The organism is Colwellia sp. M166, from assembly GCF_024585285.1.
Lineage (GTDB): Bacteria > Pseudomonadota > Gammaproteobacteria > Enterobacterales > Alteromonadaceae > Cognaticolwellia.
Genome location: NZ_CP040755.1, coordinates 1,193,693 through 1,213,180, shown reverse-complemented (window position 1 = coordinate 1,213,180; position 19,488 = coordinate 1,193,693). Strand labels below are relative to the sequence as shown.

The window sequence follows — 19,488 nt, the reverse complement described above, 5'->3', positions numbered from 1 at the left end:
TAACCTTATTTACAACACTTGTGCTATCACGCCCACTGTTTTAGGTGAACACTACACTGTCCTTTGCAAGTGCCACAGGCGTTAAAGTGTAAATTTAAATAATTCCCTCCTTAGAGCGAATTTTTTCCTCACTTTTCTGGTCTTTTGTTAATAGTGTGTAACGATAATGGCGGTTATTTTTATTGTTTGATAAAAATTTACCTAAATTTACAAAAAACTATCAATATAGTGTTTATTGTTTCATCAAGGTTGTTAAAATGAAGGCTAATGGTTGCAATTGTATTCTACTAGAGCTTTTATAAGTTTTCTGTTAAACACTGATAATTCGACGTTGTCGATGGAAGCTTCAATGTTTGATAAGTATTTTAGATACTTATTGTGAACTTTAATGCACTTTTGCAAAAATTAGACTAAATTTAATTTGTTACTAGCTTATATATATTTAGTGGATATCGTTTTTAAACATAAAGGAAATTAGGATGTTAATATTAACTCGCCGAGTTGGTGAAACGTTGATGATCGGAGACGACGTCACAGTGACAGTGTTAGGGGTGAAAGGCAATCAAGTACGTATTGGTGTTAATGCGCCAAAGGAAGTGTCGGTTCATCGTGAAGAAATCTATATGAGAATACAATCAGAAAAAGGTGAGGGTGAATCCTCAGGTAATAAATTTTAATTGGTGCTCATAATTAAAGCCGACGTTTGTCGGCTTTTTTGATTTTACGATATGTATTATTATCACTTTTCTCTGGCTTTTTCGTTGATTAATGTTTGAAAAACGAGCGTGTTGTTTGAATTCTCGACAAACAGTCAGAAAATAGAAAAAAATGCTGAAAAAAGTTTGACTTATTTTTTTAATCCCTTATTATTCGCACCCATTGGAGAGGTGGCCGAGTGGCCGAAGGCGCTCCCCTGCTAAGGGAGTATCTGGTTTATCCCGGATCGAGGGTTCGAATCCCTCCCTCTCCGCCATTCTTTCAGATTGGCATCGTACGAACAACGATAATGAAATAGTTCAAGTGAATGGATATGATATTGACTAGGTTGTCTACCTAAGTAAATATTGTTTAGTTCACTATCTCTTGAACTTAGAGATATAAATAAAAAGTTTGTTAAGGACGCGTAGCTCAGCTGGATAGAGTACCTGGCTACGAACCAGGCGGTCGCAGGTTCGACTCCTGCCGCGTCCGCCACTTTTCTTTAAGTGGCTAAATAATAAAGAGTAGCTAATATTAAAGCTAATCAAAAATAAATATGTAATTAATGTTAGGTAAGTTATTAATATTAGTTTATTGCGGACGCGTAGCTCAGCTGGATAGAGTACCTGGCTACGAACCAGGCGGTCGCAGGTTCGACTCCTGCCGCGTCCGCCACATTGAGAAAGCCAGTCAGATGACTGGTTTTTTTCTATTTAATATTTTACTTCATTATGTCGGTATATTATTAAAGTATTGTGGATAGTACGTTAAGTCGTGGTATTCATTATCTCCTAAACATGAGATATTAAAAGCAGTTTATTGCGAATACGTAGACTAGTTGGATGGGATTCTAATGTTAATGGCTACGAGCTCTGTTCGTTATCTCCTAAACATGAGATATTAAAAACAGTTTATTGCGAATACGTAGACTAGTTGGATGAGTTATCTAATGTTAATGGCTACGAGCTCTGTTCGTTATCTCCTAAACATGAGATATTAAAAACAGTTTATTGCGAATACGTAGACTAGTTGGATGAGTTATCTAATGTTAATGGCTACGAGCTCTGTTCGTTATCTCCTAAATATGAGATATTAAAAACAGTTTATTGCGAATACGTAGACTAGTTGGATGAGTTATCTAATGTTAATGGCTACGAGCTCTGTTCGTTATCTCCTAAATATGAGATATTAAAAACAGTTTATTGCGAATACGTAGACTAGTTGGATGAGTTATCTAATGTTAATGGCTACGAGCTCTGTTCGTTATCTCCTAAATATGAGATATTAAAAACAGTTTATTGCGGACGCGTAGCTCAGCTGGATAGAGTACCTGGCTACGAACCAGGCGGTCGCAGGTTCGACTCCTGCCGCGTCCGCCACATTGAAAAAACCAGTCTAATGACTGGTTTTTTTTCGTCTTAAATATAGCAACTTTCCTCTTTAACTTTTTAATTATACCCAAGCTATTAAATTTGTTCTTACTCAGCGTTTACCAGCAGTTTGAGAACAATGATCATTATTTGAAAATAGTTATTCTATATGAAGGAAATTATCGCCGGTTATCGAACCGCTGGTAGCTCCCTAGGGGGATTTTAAAAGGCTTGCCGTCGGTGTTATTGATTTTGACAAGGTTCTCACAGGGATGTGAATCATTAGAACAACGCAGGAGCAGTTGTCGAGAATAACCATTATCTTTAATCAATGCCTTGCCAACATGGATGTACTTAGGTTCAGTCTGGAACGGTGAACCTGTGCCACTAAAGGTTTTAAATTTCACTGAGTGGGAACAAGCTTAGTAGAATTGGTATTAATCTACCAAGTAAAAAGCTCATTATACGGTATAACTATATCGACTAAATTTACTCAGTGTTTATGGTTTTACGAAAAAGCCAAACATTTACAACTTAATGGTTTATTAAGAGCAGATTAAATTAAAGCGCTATAGTGGTCATTCGCAAAGATATTATCCAAAATTCAGTTTCTGCAATAAAAAAACATATAAATGGCAAGGTCAGCGATAGGCGCTAGAATAACATTATAGATGTATTTGCTTGCCTAGAATTTAAATTAGTTATGTGTCATTTAGTTGTAAATTAATGACTGATTTTTGCTTTTTTCGGTTCGTTTTTTAGTAAATGAAGTTGACTAGCCGGTTAGTTTTTTAAATATAGTATATTGTATATTATGTTGTTTTTTTTCTTTCTAATACCCGTTATTCATGAGTTTGATATTGTATACAATGTACTTGATATATCATTTTGTATAAAATAATGGTGAAATATTATTAAATTTCGCTGTTTTTTTGAACTATTTACACTTGACATCGCTTTTTTTTAACAATTTGTAAAAATGTGTTTGCATTTTACATATTGGAGTGATTATTCTAATTGTATAAAATTACTTGAGAGTAAAAAAATGGAAAATCTTCAAGCGTTATTTATTGAAGCAGGTACTTTAATGCTAGCCGGAATGGTCTTTGTTTTTGCCTTTTTAGGTTTATTGATTGTTTTTATCAATGAGGTGCTAGTTAGGTTGGCAAAAAAATACCCAGATGCCATTATCGAAAGTAGAGCGCCAAATAAACGAAATAATAAAAAACTAGACGGTAATGGTGGTGTATCGCCGGCAGTCGTCGCAGCAATTTCTTCTGCTGTTACTCAATATCGTCAACAACACTCTACAGAGAAATAGGACATAACCATGACCAAGCCCCTAGGAATAACTGAAGTCGTTTTACGCGACGGCCATCAATCATTACTTGCCACACGTTTGCGTTTAGAAGATATGTTGCCCATTGCAGCTAAAATGGATGATATTGGTTATTGGTCAATTGAGTCCTGGGGTGGGGCGACATTTGATTCTTGTATCCGCTATTTAGGAGAAGATCCTTGGGAGCGCATTCGAGCACTGAAAAAAGCCATGCCAAAAACCAAGCAACAAATGCTTTTTCGTGGCCAAAATATTTTAGGCTACCGTCATTATGCTGATGATGTTGTAGAGAAGTTTGTTGAGCGAGCTCATATTAACGGTATTGATGTTTTTAGAATATTTGATGCCATGAACGATGTACGTAACCTAGAAACATCGATTAAAGCGGCGGTAAAGGTCGGTGCCCATGCACAAGGTACATTGAGCTATACCGAAAGCCCAGTTCATACGCTTGATGGTTGGCTTACCATGGCTAAGCAACTTGAAGATATGGGGGCTCACTCATTATGTATTAAAGATATGGCAGGTTTATTAAAGCCATACGATGCTGCCGAGCTTATTGGGCGCTTAAAAGAAACGGTTGCCTTACCGATTGCACTACATTGTCATGCGACAACAGGTTTGAGCGTGGCAACCCATATGAAGGCTATTGATGCTGATATTGATGTAATTGATACCGCTATTTCATCAATGAGTATGACTTACGGTCATTCACCAACAGAAACGATTGTTTCTATCGTTGAAGGGACGCAGCGTGACACTGGATTAGATATGGTTAAGTTGGCAGAAGTTGCTACTTATTTTCGAGATGTTCGAGAAAAATACGCACAGTTTGAAGGTAGTTTACGTGGTATAGATGCTCGTATCTTATTAGCCCAAGTACCTGGTGGCATGTTGACTAACATGGAAAGCCAATTAAAAGAGCAAGGTGCGGCTGATAAGCTTGATGAAGTGTTAACCGAAATTCCAAAAGTACGTAAAGATCTTGGCTATATTCCATTAGTTACACCAACGTCACAGATTGTTGGTACGCAAGCGGTATTGAATGTCCTCACTGGTGAGCGTTACAAATCAATCACTAAAGAGACTGCCGGGGTTTTAAAAGGCGAATATGGTAAAACGGCTGATAAGGTAAATGCAGAGCTACAAGCGCGAGTACTTGATGGCAAAGAAGCGATCACCTGTCGACCTGCAGATTTACTTGATCCTGAAATGGATAAGTTGTCGGTTGAATTGCAACAAATTGCCAATGAAAAGAATATCAGCTTAGCTGAAGACACGATTGATGATGTCTTAACATATGCTTTGTTCCCACAAATTGGTTTGAAATTTTTAGTAAATCGTAATAACCCTGACGCTTTTGAGCCGGCACCAACGAAAGCCTCAGCTAAAAGTGCTATTGCCGCTGCGCCTGTTGTTAGCTCAGCAAACACGGGGCAAGAAAGTTACGCGGTAAGTGTTGATGGTAAGGTTTTTGATGTTGTTGTGGCACCAGGCGGCTCAATTGAACATATTCAAGCTGCTAACAGTGCTGTAGCATCAGTTGCAAGCTCAACAGATGGAGAGCCGTTAAAGGCGCCATTAGCAGGTAATATTTTTAAAGTACTGGTCAATGAAGGTGATGAAGTTGCAGAAGGTGAAGTGGTGATCATTATGGAAGCGATGAAAATGGAAACAGAGATCCGTGCCACTAAAGCCGGTGAAATCTCTGCTATTTACACCCGAGAAGGTGATTCAGTCGCCGTTGGTGATACATTGTTGAGTTTGGCATAGGACATCTCATGGAATCATTAAAATTATTGTGGATGTCGACGGGTTTAGCGAACTTTGAATTAGGCCAAGTTATCATGATGCTGGTTGGTTGTGGTTTGCTTTATCTTGCTATTGCCCGTAACTTTGAACCGCTATTATTAGTCCCGATGGGCTTTGGCGCTATTTTAACCAATATTCCCGTTGCCGGCTTTTCTGAAGTTGGTGGTTTACTGCATTACATATATTACGCAGGGATCGATACCGGCATATTTCCGTTATTGATCTTTATGGGGGTTGGCGCTATGACTGACTTTGGCGCCTTGATTGCTAACCCTAAAACATTATTATTAGGTGCTGCTGCTCAGTTTGGTATTTTTGCTACTTTATTTGGCGCAATTGCCTTAAATGCGATTCCTGGTTTTGAGTTCTCGCTTAAAGATGCCTCAGCCATTGCTATTATTGGCGGTGCTGACGGTCCAACGGCGATATTTTTAGCATCAAAATTAGCACCTGAATTATTAGGTGCAATTGCGGTAGCTGCATATTCATACATGGCATTAGTACCGATTATTCAGCCGCCAATTATGCGTGCGTTAACCACAGAAGATGAGCGAAAAATTGAAATGGCTCAGTTACGGCCAGTAACGCGTGTTGAAAAAATTATCTTTCCATTAGCGGTATTGTTAATGACGATATTTTTCTTACCGGCAGCAACGCCACTAGTTGGGATGTTTTGTTTAGGTAATTTAATGCGTGAGTGTGGTGTCGTAGACCGTTTAAGTTCTACTGCGCAAAATGAGCTAATTAACATAGTAACCATTTTCTTAGGCTTAGGTGTTGGTTCTAAATTGAGTGCTGATAAATTTTTGAATGTCGAAACTCTAGGTATATTAGCACTTGGTGCTGTTGCGTTTTCTATTGGTACCGCATCGGGTGTGCTTATGGCTAAGCTAATGAACCGGATATCAAAAGAAAAAATTAATCCACTCATTGGTGCGGCGGGGGTATCTGCAGTACCAATGGCGGCACGTGTTGCTAATAAAGTAGGCTTAGAGGCAAACCCTCATAACTTCTTACTGATGCATGCTATGGGACCAAATGTTGCTGGTGTCCTAGGCTCAGCAGTTGCCGCCGGTATTTTGTTAGCTTTAGTTGGTTAGTGGCATAGCTAAAAACATGTCTCTTCGTATGTGGTAGGTTAGACAGTTATAATTTTTAATATCAAAACGTACACATTATATAGCATAGTGTGTACGTTTTTTTATCTCTAGCTTTAAGCTGTTTAATGACGAGCATATCTTGCTATGTCAATCTATAGCCCCTTAAAAACTTAGTGGGTAAAAAATTAATCATTGCACCTGGATATATGATTGCTATGTTGAGTGCAACTAAAGCAATGCTTATAAGATCATAGATAATGACTTTATTTTTATCTAAATTGCCCAATCAAACTATGCTGTTCATTTAATCGCGTTAATAAAGTATCACTGAGTGTTACCGATTCTCGACCATGTATTTCGCTTTCTGTCGACATATCGCTGATAGAAACTATATTTTGGTTAACTTGCTCTGTTACAACCGATTGCTCTTCAACTGAGGTTGCAATTTGGGCATTAATGTTAGCTAGCTCAGTAATTTCAGTGTTTATTTTATTTAAAGTTTCACCTGTTTCTCTGGCAAGTTCCACACAGTTTTCAGAAAGTTTATTACCTTTATCCATAGCAAGAGTTGCAGAGGACGATTCTTTTTGAAGTAGTCCTAGCAATTTACTTATTTCCTCTGTTGACTGTTGCGATCTTAAGGCTAAGGCTCTCACTTCTTCAGCAACAACGGCAAAACCTCGACCCTGTTCACCAGCTCTTGCCGCTTCTATGGCTGCATTTAAGGCTAAAAGGTTAGTTTGATCAGCAATGCTGCTGATCTCATTTAAAACAGTTTCAATTGACTTAGTGCCATTGATCAGGCGAGTAATGTTACTCTCGACTTCCGTTAATTGGTTTGATAATTCACTAATTGCTTCAACCGTTGTTGAAACTACAGCCTGTCCATTCGCACTTATTTCTAGCCCTTGTTGTGCTGCCTCTGATGCCTGTATAACGACTTGAGCAATTTCTTGTACTGTTGCTGACATTTGAGTAATTGCAGTCGCTACTTGATCTGTTTCACTTTTTTGAGAGCTCAAAATACTTGCTACATCTTCGCCTCTTTTGGCCGATTGCTGAGCAATTTCAGTAATACTTTCAGAATCATCGGTTACTCTGCCAATAATTGCCTTGAGTTCAGCCTGCTTCATTTGAATTGCTAAATTAATCGTACCAATATCATCATTGTTTCCAGAGTATAAATAAGCCATTAAGGAGTTGTCATAAATCGCTTTTGCGTCATTAACCACTTGTTTATATTTCTTTCGCCAAAAACTAAACACTGCAGTACCGATTAAAGAAATTAATAGCATAGAAAGGCTAATAAAATAATTAGTCTCGGAAAATAAAACGGAGCCTGCTGATAAAGCTGAAAGCAGTATTAATATCAACTGGATCCATAAAGTTATATCTGTTTGATATTTTAAAACACTAGGCTGTTTATTTTCTTTAAGTTGTGAGTAGACTTTAATTGTTCTGTCGATAACATCTCGCTCTGGTAAAGTTCGTACCGATTGATACTCATTCACTTTCCCTGAGCTATCTTTAATCGGCGTTACAAAAGCGTTCACCCAGTAATAGTCGCCATTTTTACATTTATTTTTAACCGGCCCCATCCAAGGCTTTCCAGCTTGAATAAATGACCATAAATTTTTAAATGCCTCTTTGGGCATATCGGGATGGCGAACCATATTGTGAGGGTTGCCTTTTAATTCTTCGAGCGTATAACCGGCTATATCACAGAAGTTTTTATTTGCGTATTTAATGTGACTGTCAGTAGTTGTGGTTGATAATAAAATCTCAGATTGGTTAAATAATTTCTCTTTGCTCATAGTTAGTCGCCCGAGTTTAGATTTAATACAATTTATCGTTAAATTGTGATGATGATTACCACATTTAGTTGATAAATATTGTCTACATTGAGCAATACTAATATTTTCCTTCTTGCGCCCATCCCTTTGAAATTTATGATCCTCTCTTGTTATTAGAATAATGAGAGAATAGTTCTTAAAATTAATCTTACTGATGACTGTATAAAGTTGTCACTGTTTGATAATAAAGGTAAGAATTTCTTAAATGCATAACTAATATACTTAATTTTATCAGCTTGAAGCAATAGAATTATGTTAATCTTGTTAATTTAGTGTTAGTTACTTTACAGGTGAGGTTTTATAGGCGAGCAAATGAGGAGCTTTAAATACATAAGATTAATGGTTTAATACAAGTATAGATAACCCGAACTGGGGTTAACTATATTGTTATACCAATTCTACTCAGTTTCTTCCCTCTCAGTGAACAAACTTACTAGACTTGGTATAATATCCAATAAGGCTAATTAGGGCTGTAATTTAAAGTTATCCCAACCGGAAGCTGACTTTTCAAAGCACACGCGATCATGTAATCGACTTGCTCGTCCTTGCCAAAATTCTATATAGTTAGGCTTTACCCGCCAGCCGCCCCAAAATTCAGGTAAAGGAACTTCTTGGCCAGCAAATTTTTGCGTGTAGTACTCAACGTTGTCAGCAAGCTCAGTTGCTGTTTGCAGTTTACTGCTTTGTTTTGATGCCCAAGCACCAATTTGACTGCCTCTATCTCTACTATGAAAGTATTTCGCTGATTGTTCCGCACTCACTTGTTCAACACAACCTTCGATGCGAATTTGACGTTGTAGAACATTCCAGTGAAATAACAAAGCAATTTTGTCATTGTTACTTAGCTCATGACTTTTTCGGCTCGCGTAATTACTATAAAAAATAAAACCATCGTGATTAAACTCTTTTAATAGCACCATGCGACAACTAGGCTGACCATTATGACTAACGCTACTAACTGACATTGCTTCCGGTAATAAAATGCCTGATTTATGGGCCTCATCAAACCAAAGTTTAAAGAGCGCTAGCGGATCGGCATTTTCATCAATCGGTGGCAATGGTAGGGCAACGCCTTGACCAAAGGTAAGTAGGCAGCGTAGTTTTTCAAATAAAGTCATAACGTCGATGGTTAGGCAGTGAGAGTGTTAGCTTAATGATATCAGCTTTGCATTAGAAACAAATATTTACTATCAATTTTTTGCTGATAATTTTGAAAAAACTTAATGATAGTGTGCGAAAATAACAGCAGCTTACCGGAAAATCAAATTAAATAACTTTCGATAAATAAGCGCTTAAACGCTATTGAAGTTTGCCTTAATAAAAAGGTAAGCAAAGTGACAGCCATTGTTTGGTTTAGCGCAACAATAGCCAGCGATGCAGACCTTTTCGATTGTAGATTTAGATTAGTGCCTCACTAGAAAAATGTAACCTTGATAATGTTATTGATCAAATATCCCAATCATCAGAGTCGTCTAATAACTCTTTTAGGCGTTTCCTCTCTAATAGGTCATCAATGCGTCTTCTAACTTCACTGTTATGTGTTGCCTTTTCTCCTTTAGGCAGGTCTTCGTCATAACTTTCATGGTCTGCCGCTGGGGACATGTCATCTGTTAAATCGTCGTTCATTTTTTATACCTACGGCTTTTACAATCTGTGCTGCAATTACAATAAATAGGGTTGATAAAGTTTTAATGCTCGCCAACTGTTCAATTACATGAGCATTTCAGTGCCAATATTGCACAGTATTTTTAATTCACCATATCTTAAAAATAACTAACCTATAATTTTAGGGCATATACTGAAGACTAATAAATTGAACATAGGCAACTAACGGCGGATTTTCAACTAATTATTTTTTCATTTCAACAAAAATATTATCGTCAAAGTACTAGATGTTGTTTTTATATGCTGATTTTACCTTAGCGTAGATATTTAGCTTTGATTGGTGCTCTGATAGACTGATAACACTTGGCGACAGTCGAGATACTTCTTAAGGTTAAAATTGATGTTGAAAGAAAAATTTGCACATTGGTGTGAGCAATTAGCGCAATTTACACAGAATAAACGTTGGCGCAGCTTAGTTGTTTTAGTTGGTGATGAGCATTGGACGACTCAATATATTAATACAAGTTTGACGGTACTATTGAGTAGTTCGCGTCATAGCCAACCATGCCAAGGTCTTGTTTATGGCGATGATCTCAATGCAAATGTGCATGAACAACTGCTCTCAGTTAATCGCAAGAACTATCGCCAGTATTTGGGCACAGAGCAGCATGTTGTCGTTTTTAATGCCGGACAGAAGCTTAACGTTAGCGATACTCATTGTGATTTTGATGTTGATGCTTTTGCTGCACTTACTGGCACCTTAGTTGCCGGTGGCGTGCTTATATTGTTATTAACGCCTTGTCAAATTAGAGCGCTTAATGAACAGCAATCGACGGATTTTTTTCTTCAGCGCTTTTTAAAGCAGTTGTCAGATAAACATAGTTATTTAATAAAGCAAAATGCATTGTCGCTGCCTGAACTGCCTGAAGAATTAGCTATTAATGAAAGCGTTGAACTGGGCGTCAAAACAATAACATTGAGTACTCAGGTAACTGCACCAGAAAGTAAGCTATATGCCCAGAAATTAACGGCTGCTGAACAAGTTACGGATTTGCCATATGGCTGTGTTACTCAAGAGCAGGTTTTAGCCGTAGACGCTATGCTGAAAGTTTTGTACGGCCATAGGGATAGACCTTTAGTGTTAACCGCTGATCGTGGACGGGGTAAGTCTTCAGCATTAGCGCTAGCCGCGTGTCAAATGTTACTCCATGCTAAACAACCTATTAACATCATCATTACCGCAGCAAGTAAACAAGCACTGAAGGTGTTTTTTAATCAAGTTACTGCTCATTTACCTTGCGCTAGTCTACAAGGTACACGTGTTGAACATGATAATGGCCGTATTATTTTTTATCCTATCGATGTCATCTTAAAAGAACGGCCTGTTGCTAATATCGTTATGGTTGATGAGGCCGCTGCATTGCCGGTTTATCTTTTACAGCAACTACTTGAGCATTATCATCGTTTAATTTTCGCTAGCACTGTGCACGGTTATGAAGGCGCCGGGCGCGGCTTTAGTATTAAGTTTCGCTTAGTTTTACAACGCTTAATGCCTAATTGGCGCAATCTACATATTCATCAGGCTATTCGTTGGGCTGATGATGACCCGCTTGAACAATTTGTTTTTACCAGTTGTTTACTTAACGCCAAATTACCCAGTTATGACAATAGCTCAATTAGTGTCAAAAGCTTTGCTGATAGACATAGACAACAAAAGCTTGCTTTGATTGAGCAGGAAAATGTCACAATAGAGTCTGTTAGTAAAACGCAGTTATTACAAAATGAGGCGCTTCTACAACAAATATTCGCCGTGTTAGTAACAGCTCACTATCAAACATCCCCTAGTGACGTAAAACTGCTGCTAAATAATACGGCTATATCATTATTTATACTCAGGCGTGAAAGTGATATTTTGGGGGTGGTTATGCTTATGCGAGAAGGGGGAGCCGATAAAAGCCTTGTTAAGCTTGTACGGGAAAACCAACGACGTTTGCGTGATCAGTTTTTACCGCAGTCTTTGCTGACCCATTGTGGCATTAAAGATAGCTTTAATTATCGTTATCAACGCGTCATGCGTATTGCTATACATCCTCAATTTCAAGGCCAGGGTTTAGGTGGATACTTCCTAGGAGCTATTGAAAATAATATGATCGAGCAAGGCATAGATTTTATCGGCGCCAGTTTTGCCGGTAATGCGAGTCTACTTAAATTTTGGCAACAAGCAGGGTTTAATGTTGCACGAGTTGGCTTTAGTAAAGATAAAGCCAGTGGAGAGCATTCTTGTATCGTGACTAAAGCATTGATGCCAAATGCTGAAGGTACGCAACAAGCAATAAGCGCACAGTTTTATCAACAATTTGACTATTGGTTGTCGGATGAATTTAAATTTTTGCCGACAAAGTTTGTCTGGCAGGTCCTCAATGCTAATTGTGGCTTGAAAAAACTAGCGCTGAGCAATGATCTTGAACAAAGCGTTAATGACTTTATCTCAGGGCAACGACAATTTAGTAGCTGTGTTTATGCCCTACATCAATGGTTAATAAGACATTGTACCGAGCAGTTTAATACCGAAGTATTACCGTTAATTGCCCGTATTTTGCAAAAGCACAGTGTTGAACAAGTTTGTCAACATTATGCATTTACTGGTAAAAAAGCTTTAAACCAACAGTTGATTCATTATATAAGCGCACATAAACACTAAACCCGTTTGTTTAAGCGATTTGATAACGCCATAACCAATAATTTTGCATTTTAAGGTAACTACAATGACTATCCGCGACTTTCTCAAAATCGTCATGTTGAATTATGGCATTGATAGCAGCACATATTTTTGCCAATAGCTGTTTGTTACCGGATTGATTATAGCTAGAGATAAAATTCTCTAACCAAGCTTCTAAGCAGTCAAGTTCAACCGTGACCGATTCAGTTTTCATGTTACAACTCCCTTGTTGGTATATTCGCACTTAAGTTCAGTAAACATTGCCATAATGTTTTACGGGCATTATTGTCTAGGCATCGACAGTCATTACCTGTTAGTGCGCCTGAAGTAATTAATTGCGCTAATAAATCTGCTGATATTTCAACTTGGGCTCTGCCATTACATCCGTCATTCACTTGTCTAAATCCCATCATCATTCCTCGTGAAAGCTATTTCGTTAAAAACAATAGTTGAAAAAACAACTTGATGCAAATGATAATTGTTATCATTTGTAAAATATCTGAATTCTGATATTAATATTTATCATCAACCGTTAGAATACTGCTTAGGTTTCATAGAGGTGCGCCATGCAAGAAGTTATTCGTGTTGAAAACTTAACTAAGAGTTATAAAGATATTATTGCGGTAGACAATATTAACTTTGCTATTCAGAAAGGCCATTGTTTTGGCTTATTAGGGCCGAATGGCGCGGGTAAAACCACCACCATAGAAATTATGGAAGGTATTATTAAAGCGACTAAGGGTGAGGTTTTCTATTATGATAAGCCTATCGATGAGTCAATGTCGCAGCAAATAGGCATTCAGTTTCAGCATACTGCCTTGCAAGACTTTCTGACCGTTAAAGAAACTTTAAACCTATTTACCTCGTTTTATCAGCACACGGTGCCACATAATGAACTTATTGAATTATGTGACTTGAGTGAGTTTTTAGACCGTGACAATCGTTTGCTTTCAGGTGGGCAACGTCAACGACTATTGCTCGCACTAGCGTTGATTAATGATCCCGACATTGTCTTTCTTGATGAACCGACCACCGGCCTTGATCCACAAGCTAGACGTAATTTTTGGCAATTAATTAAAAATATTAAAGCGCGTGATAAAACCGTTGTGTTAACAACCCATTATATGGACGAAGCACAGCAATTGTGTGATGACGTGCTGATTATGGATCATGGTCAAGTGATCGCTCGTGGTACACCAAGGCAATTACTTAACCAACATTTTGATGAAGTGTTTATCTATTTACCTGCTGAGCAAGTACCTAGTGAGCTGTGTCAGCGAAATAACTGGCAAGTAGATGAACAGCAAGTTGAAATTACCACAACAGATGTTGAAGCTACGATAACGCTTTTACTGTCAGAGAAAATTTCATTAACAGGTTTGCATGTTAAATCACCGAACTTGGATGATTTATTTTTAAAACTTACCGGCCACACTTTAAGGGATTAATCAGATGAATTTTTCACGTTTTTTTGCTGTGGTTAAAGCCCGTAACATTGAGTTTTTTCGTGATCGCTCATCTTTGGGCTGGAACTTACTTTTTCCTATATTAATGTTGATCGGTTTATCATTTGTTTTTTCCGGTGATGGTCGTGCCGTGTATAAAGTTGGGGTATTAAACTTAGCGCAAAGCCAATCGAGTTTTCTAGAAACTAAATATATCAGTTTTATCGATTACCAAGAACAAGCACTAGGAGAAGTAAAACTAGAGCAGCATAGCATTGATCTATTAGTTGATTTTAATGCGCAACAGTATTGGGTTAATCAAGGTGCGCCTAGCAGTTACTTGGTAGAGAAAATATTTTTAAATGGGCATGATAACTATCAACGTATCGAAACTCAGGGTAGAAAAATTCGCTATGTTGACTGGGTTTTGCCCGGTATTCTTGGCATGAATATGATGTTTAGCTGCTTATTTGGTGTTGGTTATGTCATTGTTCGTTATCGTAAAAATGCAGTGTTAAAACGATTGAAAGCAACGCCTCTATCAGCATTAGAATTTGTTTCCGCACAGTTAGTTTCGCGTTTATTTATTGTCATGTTTTTATCGTCAGTGGTTTATATTGGCTGTAATTTATTTTTTGATTTTTATATGTTAGGTAGCTACTTTGACCTGTTTATTATTGCCATATTAGGGGCATTTAGTTTAATTACCTTGGGCTTATTAGTGGCAAGTCGTAGTAAAAGTGAAGAGCTTATTGGTGGCTTATTAAACTTAAGTTCATGGCCGATGATGCTATTATCAGGGGTATGGTTTAGTTTAGAAGACGCGCCGAATGCAGTGAAAGTGTTTGCTGATTTTTTACCATTAACCCATTTAGTGGCGGGGGCACGTAAAATTATTACCGAAGGGGCAACCTTAGCGGATATTAGTTATCATGTCTCCGTTTTAATGGTGATGAGTACAGTGTTTTTAGCCTTAGGTGCTTATTTGTTTAGTTGGAATACTGAACGCTAGATTATTTGAAGATTAATGTTAAGTTGATCTAAAAGAGGGCATAGCATTATGTTATTAAAAATATCAGGGATATTTTTTGTCGCTTTAGCTTTTGTTGGTGCGTTTTTACCTTTGTTGCCAACCACGCCTTTTTTGTTAATCGCGGCGGCATGTTTTGCCAAATCATCGCCACGCATGCATAAAATGTTGTTGGCGAATAAAGTTTTTGGGCCAATGATTTACCATTGGCAGCAGTCGCGCAGTATTCCTAAGCGAGCAAAAATCATGGCCTTGAGCTCTATTGCTATTGCGACATTATGGTCGTGTTATATTTTACCGACCCTATGGTTAAAGGTATTCGTAGTTGTGTTGGTTGCTTGGCCCATTGTCTTTTTGTGGCGCTTACCACTAAGTAATGGCAATCAAGATATTTTGACATCTAAAGCGCCAGAATAACAAACACAAGCCCAACCAGCCTGCTTAAATTATTGTTTAGGCTAAGGCTTTACCAACCAGCTCTGCTAAATGAGCTGGCAAGGTCAGGCTTAATGCAATTTCTTGGCCTTGTGTTGACATTTTTCGCCAGGTTAGCTGGACAATACGAATAATCTTTTCTTCTTTATGTTTAGCGGCAAATTCATCAAAATAATATTGTAAAAAAACTAAACAGGCTACGTCTTCTAAGGTTTGGCTATTATCATTCGATTTTAATTTTTCTTTACGAATAATCGCGGCAGTGGTTTCGGCTGAATCTTCACTGTAGCCATGCTCGAGCATCAATGCTTTGGCTGTAGCGGCATGAAAAATACCTAACTCTTTGCGCCATGTTAAGTAGCCTTGTTTACCTGCCGGAAAGTCGATACGCTTCAACTGCCAGCGCTTTACATGTTGTGCGCGCACCGCTATTTGTAAGTACTCATCGGCTTCAGGCCAATATTTTTCAAGGCAAGTTGTCATGTGGCGACCGTACACTAACTCTTTTGGCTGAGCAATGCCGTCAACAAGTGTGGTGTTGATATCAGCTTTATTGATGGTATCGATGGCGTTTAAAACATTTTGCAATTGCGTCATAGTCATGGGTTTTATTTATTAGGAAAAGTAAAAAATCAGTTTACCCCGTTTTTCATTAGTTACAATAATACTTTAAGAGAAAATTTCTGTGTTTTAATGAAAATTTGTGCAACTAGATGCCTTGATCATATTGTCGTGAACATGGCTTTTAAGTATAATGCTTTCCCGTCCTACTAAATTCATTTATTTACCAAAAATAAAATCAATTTAGTGCAAAATTTCTGTTTTTCCTGACTCTGGGTATCGCATGACAACTAGATATATTTTTGTTACTGGCGGCGTTGTATCGTCTCTTGGTAAAGGTATTGCTGCAGCATCACTAGCGGCAATTCTCGAAGCACGTGGTTTGAAAGTTACCATGTTGAAGCTTGACCCATACATTAATGTTGATCCTGGGACAATGAGCCCAATTCAACATGGTGAAGTTTTTGTGACTGAAGATGGTGCAGAGACCGATCTAGATTTAGGTCACTACGAACGTTTTATTCGCACCAAAATGACCAAACGTAATAACTTTACAACAGGTCGTATTTACCAAGATATTCTAGCGCGTGAGCGTAAAGGTGAGTTTTTAGGCGCGACAATTCAGGTTATTCCTCATATTACTAACGACATTAAGCGTCGGGTGATTGAAGGTGCTGAAGGTTACGATATCGCGATGGTTGAAATTGGTGGCACGGTAGGTGATATTGAATCGCAACCGTTCTTAGAAGCTATTCGCCAATTAGGCGTTGAGTTAGGCCGTGAACGCGCTATGTTCATGCATTTAACCTTAGTGCCTTATATTGCCGCCGCGGGCGAAATAAAAACGAAGCCAACGCAACATTCTGTAAAAGAATTACGCTCAATAGGTATTTTCCCAGATATTTTAGTGTGTCGTAGTGAGCGAGCTATTCCGGCTAATGAACGCGCTAAAATTTCATTATTTACTAACGTTGAAGCAAAAGCCGTTGTTTCAATGCGTGATGTTGACTCAATTTATAAAGTACCGGCATTACTTAAAGCACAAGGGACGGATGAATTAGTCGTTAAGCGTTTTGGCCTTGATGTACCCGAAGCTGACTTAACCGATTGGGAACAAGTGCTTTACAAAGAAGCTAACCCATCAGGTGAAGTTGTTATTGGTATGGTCGGTAAATACACTGAATTGCCTGATGCCTACAAATCAGTAAACGAAGCATTAAAACATGCCGGTATTACTAACCAAGTTAAAGTTAAAATTCAATATATTGATTCACAAGACGTAGAGTCTAAAGGTGTTGAAGTTTTTAAAGACCTCGATGCTATTTTAGTGCCGGGTGGTTTTGGTGAGCGTGGCGTTGAAGGTAAAATTTTAACCGCACAATATGCCCGCGAAAACAAAATACCTTACTTGGGTATTTGTTTAGGTATGCAAGTGGCGTTGATTGAATATGCCCGTAACGTTGCCGGTTTAACTGATGCACATAGTACTGAGTTTAATGCAGAGACACCACACCCAGTGGTTGGTTTGATCAACGAATGGTTAGATGAAGAAGGCAAAGTCGAATACCGTAATGCTGAGTCTGACTTAGGTGGAACCATGCGTTTAGGTTCACAATTGTGTCACATTGTGAAAGGTACCAAGACATATGACGTATATGGTAGTGAAACAATTTATGAAAGACACCGTCATCGTTTTGAGGTAAATAATAACTACCGTGAACAATTAAGCAAAGCAGGTTTAGTGTTCTCGGGATTATCTACGGATAAAAGCTTAGTTGAGGTGATTGAAAATCCTGATCACCCATGGTTTATTGCCGGGCAGTTTCATCCAGAGTTTAATTCAACTCCTCGTGATGGCCACCCGCTTTTCACCGGCTTTATTGCTGCCGCTTTTGAACATCAAAAGCAGCAATCAAGTTAACTCGAACTAATAAAAACCGTAGCTTATTGCTGCGGTTTTGTTTTTAGCAGCTAAGTATTTTATTACTGTTGAGAACTGAACTGAAATTTATAGCAATTTAACTTTTAATTTATCGTTTATAACCTGCCATGCGCAGTTAGTAAGGAATAGGGAACATAATGTCTAATATCAGTAAAATTATCGCTCGCGAAATCATGGATTCTCGTGGTAACCCAACGGTTGAAGCTGACGTCTATTTAGCGTCAGGTGCTTGGGGTCGAGCTGCCGCTCCTTCTGGTGCCTCAACCGGTTCTCGCGAAGCGCTAGAGCTACGTGATGGTGACAAAGCACGTTATTTAGGTAAAGGCGTGTTAAAAGCCGTTGCTGCTGTTAACCATGATATAGCTACCGCGCTTATCGGCAAAAGTGCTTTAGAGCAAGCAAATATTGACCAAATCATGATTGATTTAGATGGCACTGAAAACAAAGAAACTTTCGGCGCTAACGCTATTCTAGCGGTTTCTTTAGCTAATGCTAAAGCAGCGGCAATGGAAAAGAAAGTACAATTATTTGAACATATTGCAGACCTTAATGGTACTCCGGGCCAATACTCATTACCGTTACCCATGATGAACATCATCAATGGTGGCGAGCACGCTGACAACAACGTTGATATCCAAGAGTTTATGGTACAACCGGTTGGCGCAAAAAGCTTTAAAGAAGCATTGCGTATGGGTGCTGAAATTTTCCATGCCTTGAAAAAAGTATTATCTTCAAAAGGCATGAGCACAGCAGTAGGTGATGAAGGTGGTTTTGCGCCAAACTTATCATCAAATGCGGAAGCCTTAGCGGTTATTAAAGAAGCGACAGCAGCAGCCGGTTACGAATTAGGTAAAGATGTAACTTTAGCACTTGATTGTGCGGCATCTGAATTTTACAACGCTGAAAAGGGTATTTATGACCTTACTGGCGAAGGTAAGCAATTTACGGCGAATGAATTCTCCGATTTCTTAGCAACGCTTTGTCAGCAATACCCAATTGTTTCAATTGAAGATGGCTTGGACGAGTCAGACTGGGATGGTTTCAAATACCAAACCGATCTGCTTGGTGACAAAGTACAAATTGTGGGTGATGATCTGTTTGTGACAAATACCAAAATATTAGCTCGTGGTATTGAGCAAGGTATTGGTAACTCTATCTTAATCAAATTTAACCAAATCGGTACCTTAACAGAAACCTTAGCGGCAATTAAAATGGCGAAAGATGCAGGTTTTACTGCTGTTATTTCACATCGCTCGGGTGAAACTGAAGATTCAACTATTGCCGATTTAGCCGTAGGTACGGCGGCTGGCCAAATTAAAACCGGTTCATTATGTCGCAGCGACCGTGTTTCTAAGTACAACCAATTGTTACGTATTGAAGAGTTCTTAGGCGACAAAGCTATTTTTAATGGTTTGTCTGAAGTTAAAGGTCAATAATCAAAAGCTTTCTGCTAAATAAGTGCAATAACGGTTATGGTTATACTCACTGACACTTGATAGTTGCGTGCAACCGTTAAGCAACTTTTCAAGAGCCATTGACCGACCTTTCAAATAATTCAAAATCCGATACCAGTTAACT

At 38.4% G+C, this 19,488-nt stretch carries 16 protein-coding genes and 4 tRNA genes; 14 read left to right on the top strand and 6 right to left on the bottom strand.

Going from position 1 to position 19,488, the window contains the following annotated elements; genetic code table 11:
- Positions 1-479: 479 nt before the first annotated feature.
- The 8 genes from csrA (at position 480) to FGD67_RS05465 (ending at position 6,320) form a co-directional block, all read left to right on the top strand.
- Positions 480-677: a carbon storage regulator CsrA gene (gene csrA, locus FGD67_RS05500; protein ID WP_077285603.1), complete on the top strand. Its 198-nt coding sequence runs from the start codon at positions 480-482 to the stop codon at positions 675-677.
- A gap of 204 nt (positions 678-881) precedes the next feature.
- Positions 882-973: transfer RNA gene (locus FGD67_RS05495), tRNA-Ser, on the top strand.
- Between the two features lie 144 nt (positions 974-1,117).
- Positions 1,118-1,194, top strand: a tRNA-Arg gene (locus tag FGD67_RS05490).
- 103 nt (positions 1,195-1,297) lie between these two features.
- Positions 1,298-1,374 (top strand) — tRNA-Arg (locus tag FGD67_RS05485).
- A 627-nt stretch (positions 1,375-2,001) separates the two neighbouring features.
- Positions 2,002-2,078: transfer RNA gene (locus FGD67_RS05480), tRNA-Arg, on the top strand.
- 1,036 nt (positions 2,079-3,114) lie between these two features.
- Positions 3,115-3,390, top strand: a complete 276-nt coding sequence (locus FGD67_RS05475) for an OadG family transporter subunit (RefSeq protein WP_257174048.1) — start codon at positions 3,115-3,117, stop codon at positions 3,388-3,390.
- A 9-nt stretch (positions 3,391-3,399) separates the two neighbouring features.
- The gene (gene oadA / locus FGD67_RS05470; protein ID WP_257174047.1) at positions 3,400-5,181 is read left to right on the top strand and encodes a sodium-extruding oxaloacetate decarboxylase subunit alpha; all 1,782 of its coding nucleotides are present in this window, start codon (positions 3,400-3,402) and stop codon (positions 5,179-5,181) included.
- Positions 5,182-5,189: 8 nt separating this feature from the next.
- Positions 5,190-6,320, top strand: a complete 1,131-nt coding sequence (locus FGD67_RS05465; protein WP_257174046.1) for a sodium ion-translocating decarboxylase subunit beta — start codon at positions 5,190-5,192, stop codon at positions 6,318-6,320.
- A gap of 269 nt (positions 6,321-6,589) precedes the next feature.
- Here FGD67_RS05465 and FGD67_RS05460 read toward each other — a convergent pair whose 3' ends face one another.
- The 3 genes from FGD67_RS05460 to FGD67_RS05450 all read right to left on the bottom strand — a co-directional run bounded on the left by FGD67_RS05460 (position 6,590) and on the right by FGD67_RS05450 (position 9,775).
- Entirely contained in the window at positions 6,590-8,134 is a 1,545-nt protein-coding gene (locus tag FGD67_RS05460; RefSeq protein WP_257174045.1) for a PAS domain-containing methyl-accepting chemotaxis protein, read from the bottom strand.
- 503 nt (positions 8,135-8,637) lie between these two features.
- On the bottom strand, positions 8,638-9,291 hold the full coding sequence (gene pdxH, locus FGD67_RS05455; protein ID WP_257174044.1) for a pyridoxamine 5'-phosphate oxidase: 654 nt from the start codon (positions 9,289-9,291) through the stop codon (positions 8,638-8,640).
- Between the two features lie 328 nt (positions 9,292-9,619).
- Positions 9,620-9,775: a PA3496 family putative envelope integrity protein gene (locus FGD67_RS05450; RefSeq protein ID WP_257174043.1), complete on the bottom strand. Its 156-nt coding sequence runs from the start codon at positions 9,773-9,775 to the stop codon at positions 9,620-9,622.
- A 403-nt stretch (positions 9,776-10,178) separates the two neighbouring features.
- On the opposite strand from FGD67_RS05450, the gene FGD67_RS05445 reads away from it, so the two are divergent.
- Positions 10,179-12,479: a GNAT family N-acetyltransferase gene (locus FGD67_RS05445; RefSeq protein ID WP_257174042.1), complete on the top strand. Its 2,301-nt coding sequence runs from the start codon at positions 10,179-10,181 to the stop codon at positions 12,477-12,479.
- A 10-nt stretch (positions 12,480-12,489) separates the two neighbouring features.
- Here FGD67_RS05445 and FGD67_RS05440 read toward each other — a convergent pair whose 3' ends face one another.
- Positions 12,490-12,711 carry a hypothetical protein gene (locus FGD67_RS05440; protein ID WP_257174041.1) on the bottom strand — a complete coding sequence of 74 codons (222 nt, stop codon included), beginning with the start codon at positions 12,709-12,711 and terminating at the stop codon, positions 12,490-12,492.
- 1 nt (position 12,712) lies between these two features.
- Entirely contained in the window at positions 12,713-12,907 is a 195-nt protein-coding gene (locus tag FGD67_RS05435; protein ID WP_257174040.1) for a hypothetical protein, read from the bottom strand.
- 156 nt (positions 12,908-13,063) lie between these two features.
- On the opposite strand from FGD67_RS05435, the gene FGD67_RS05430 reads away from it, so the two are divergent.
- The 3 genes from FGD67_RS05430 to FGD67_RS05420 are packed head-to-tail and all read left to right on the top strand — an operon-like array spanning position 13,064 to position 15,389.
- Entirely contained in the window at positions 13,064-13,945 is an 882-nt protein-coding gene (locus tag FGD67_RS05430) for an ABC transporter ATP-binding protein (protein WP_257174039.1), read from the top strand.
- 4 nt (positions 13,946-13,949) lie between these two features.
- Positions 13,950-14,954, top strand: a complete 1,005-nt coding sequence (locus FGD67_RS05425; RefSeq protein WP_257174038.1) for an ABC transporter permease — start codon at positions 13,950-13,952, stop codon at positions 14,952-14,954.
- 48 nt (positions 14,955-15,002) lie between these two features.
- The gene (locus FGD67_RS05420; RefSeq protein WP_257174037.1) at positions 15,003-15,389 is read left to right on the top strand and encodes a YbaN family protein; all 387 of its coding nucleotides are present in this window, start codon (positions 15,003-15,005) and stop codon (positions 15,387-15,389) included.
- A 36-nt stretch (positions 15,390-15,425) separates the two neighbouring features.
- Here the strand turns inward: FGD67_RS05420 and FGD67_RS05415 are convergent, their stop codons facing one another.
- Positions 15,426-16,010 (bottom strand): DUF4202 domain-containing protein, encoded by a 585-nt coding sequence (locus FGD67_RS05415; RefSeq protein WP_257174036.1) that lies wholly within the window; start codon positions 16,008-16,010, stop codon positions 15,426-15,428.
- Positions 16,011-16,251: 241 nt separating this feature from the next.
- Between FGD67_RS05415 and FGD67_RS05410 the strand changes: the two genes are divergently transcribed.
- Both FGD67_RS05410 and eno read left to right on the top strand, forming a co-directional pair.
- Positions 16,252-17,889 (top strand): CTP synthase, encoded by a 1,638-nt coding sequence (locus tag FGD67_RS05410; protein ID WP_257174035.1) that lies wholly within the window; start codon positions 16,252-16,254, stop codon positions 17,887-17,889.
- A 158-nt stretch (positions 17,890-18,047) separates the two neighbouring features.
- On the top strand, positions 18,048-19,346 hold the full coding sequence (gene eno / locus FGD67_RS05405) for a phosphopyruvate hydratase (RefSeq protein WP_257174034.1): 1,299 nt from the start codon (positions 18,048-18,050) through the stop codon (positions 19,344-19,346).
- The last annotated feature ends 142 nt before the right edge of the window (positions 19,347-19,488 follow it).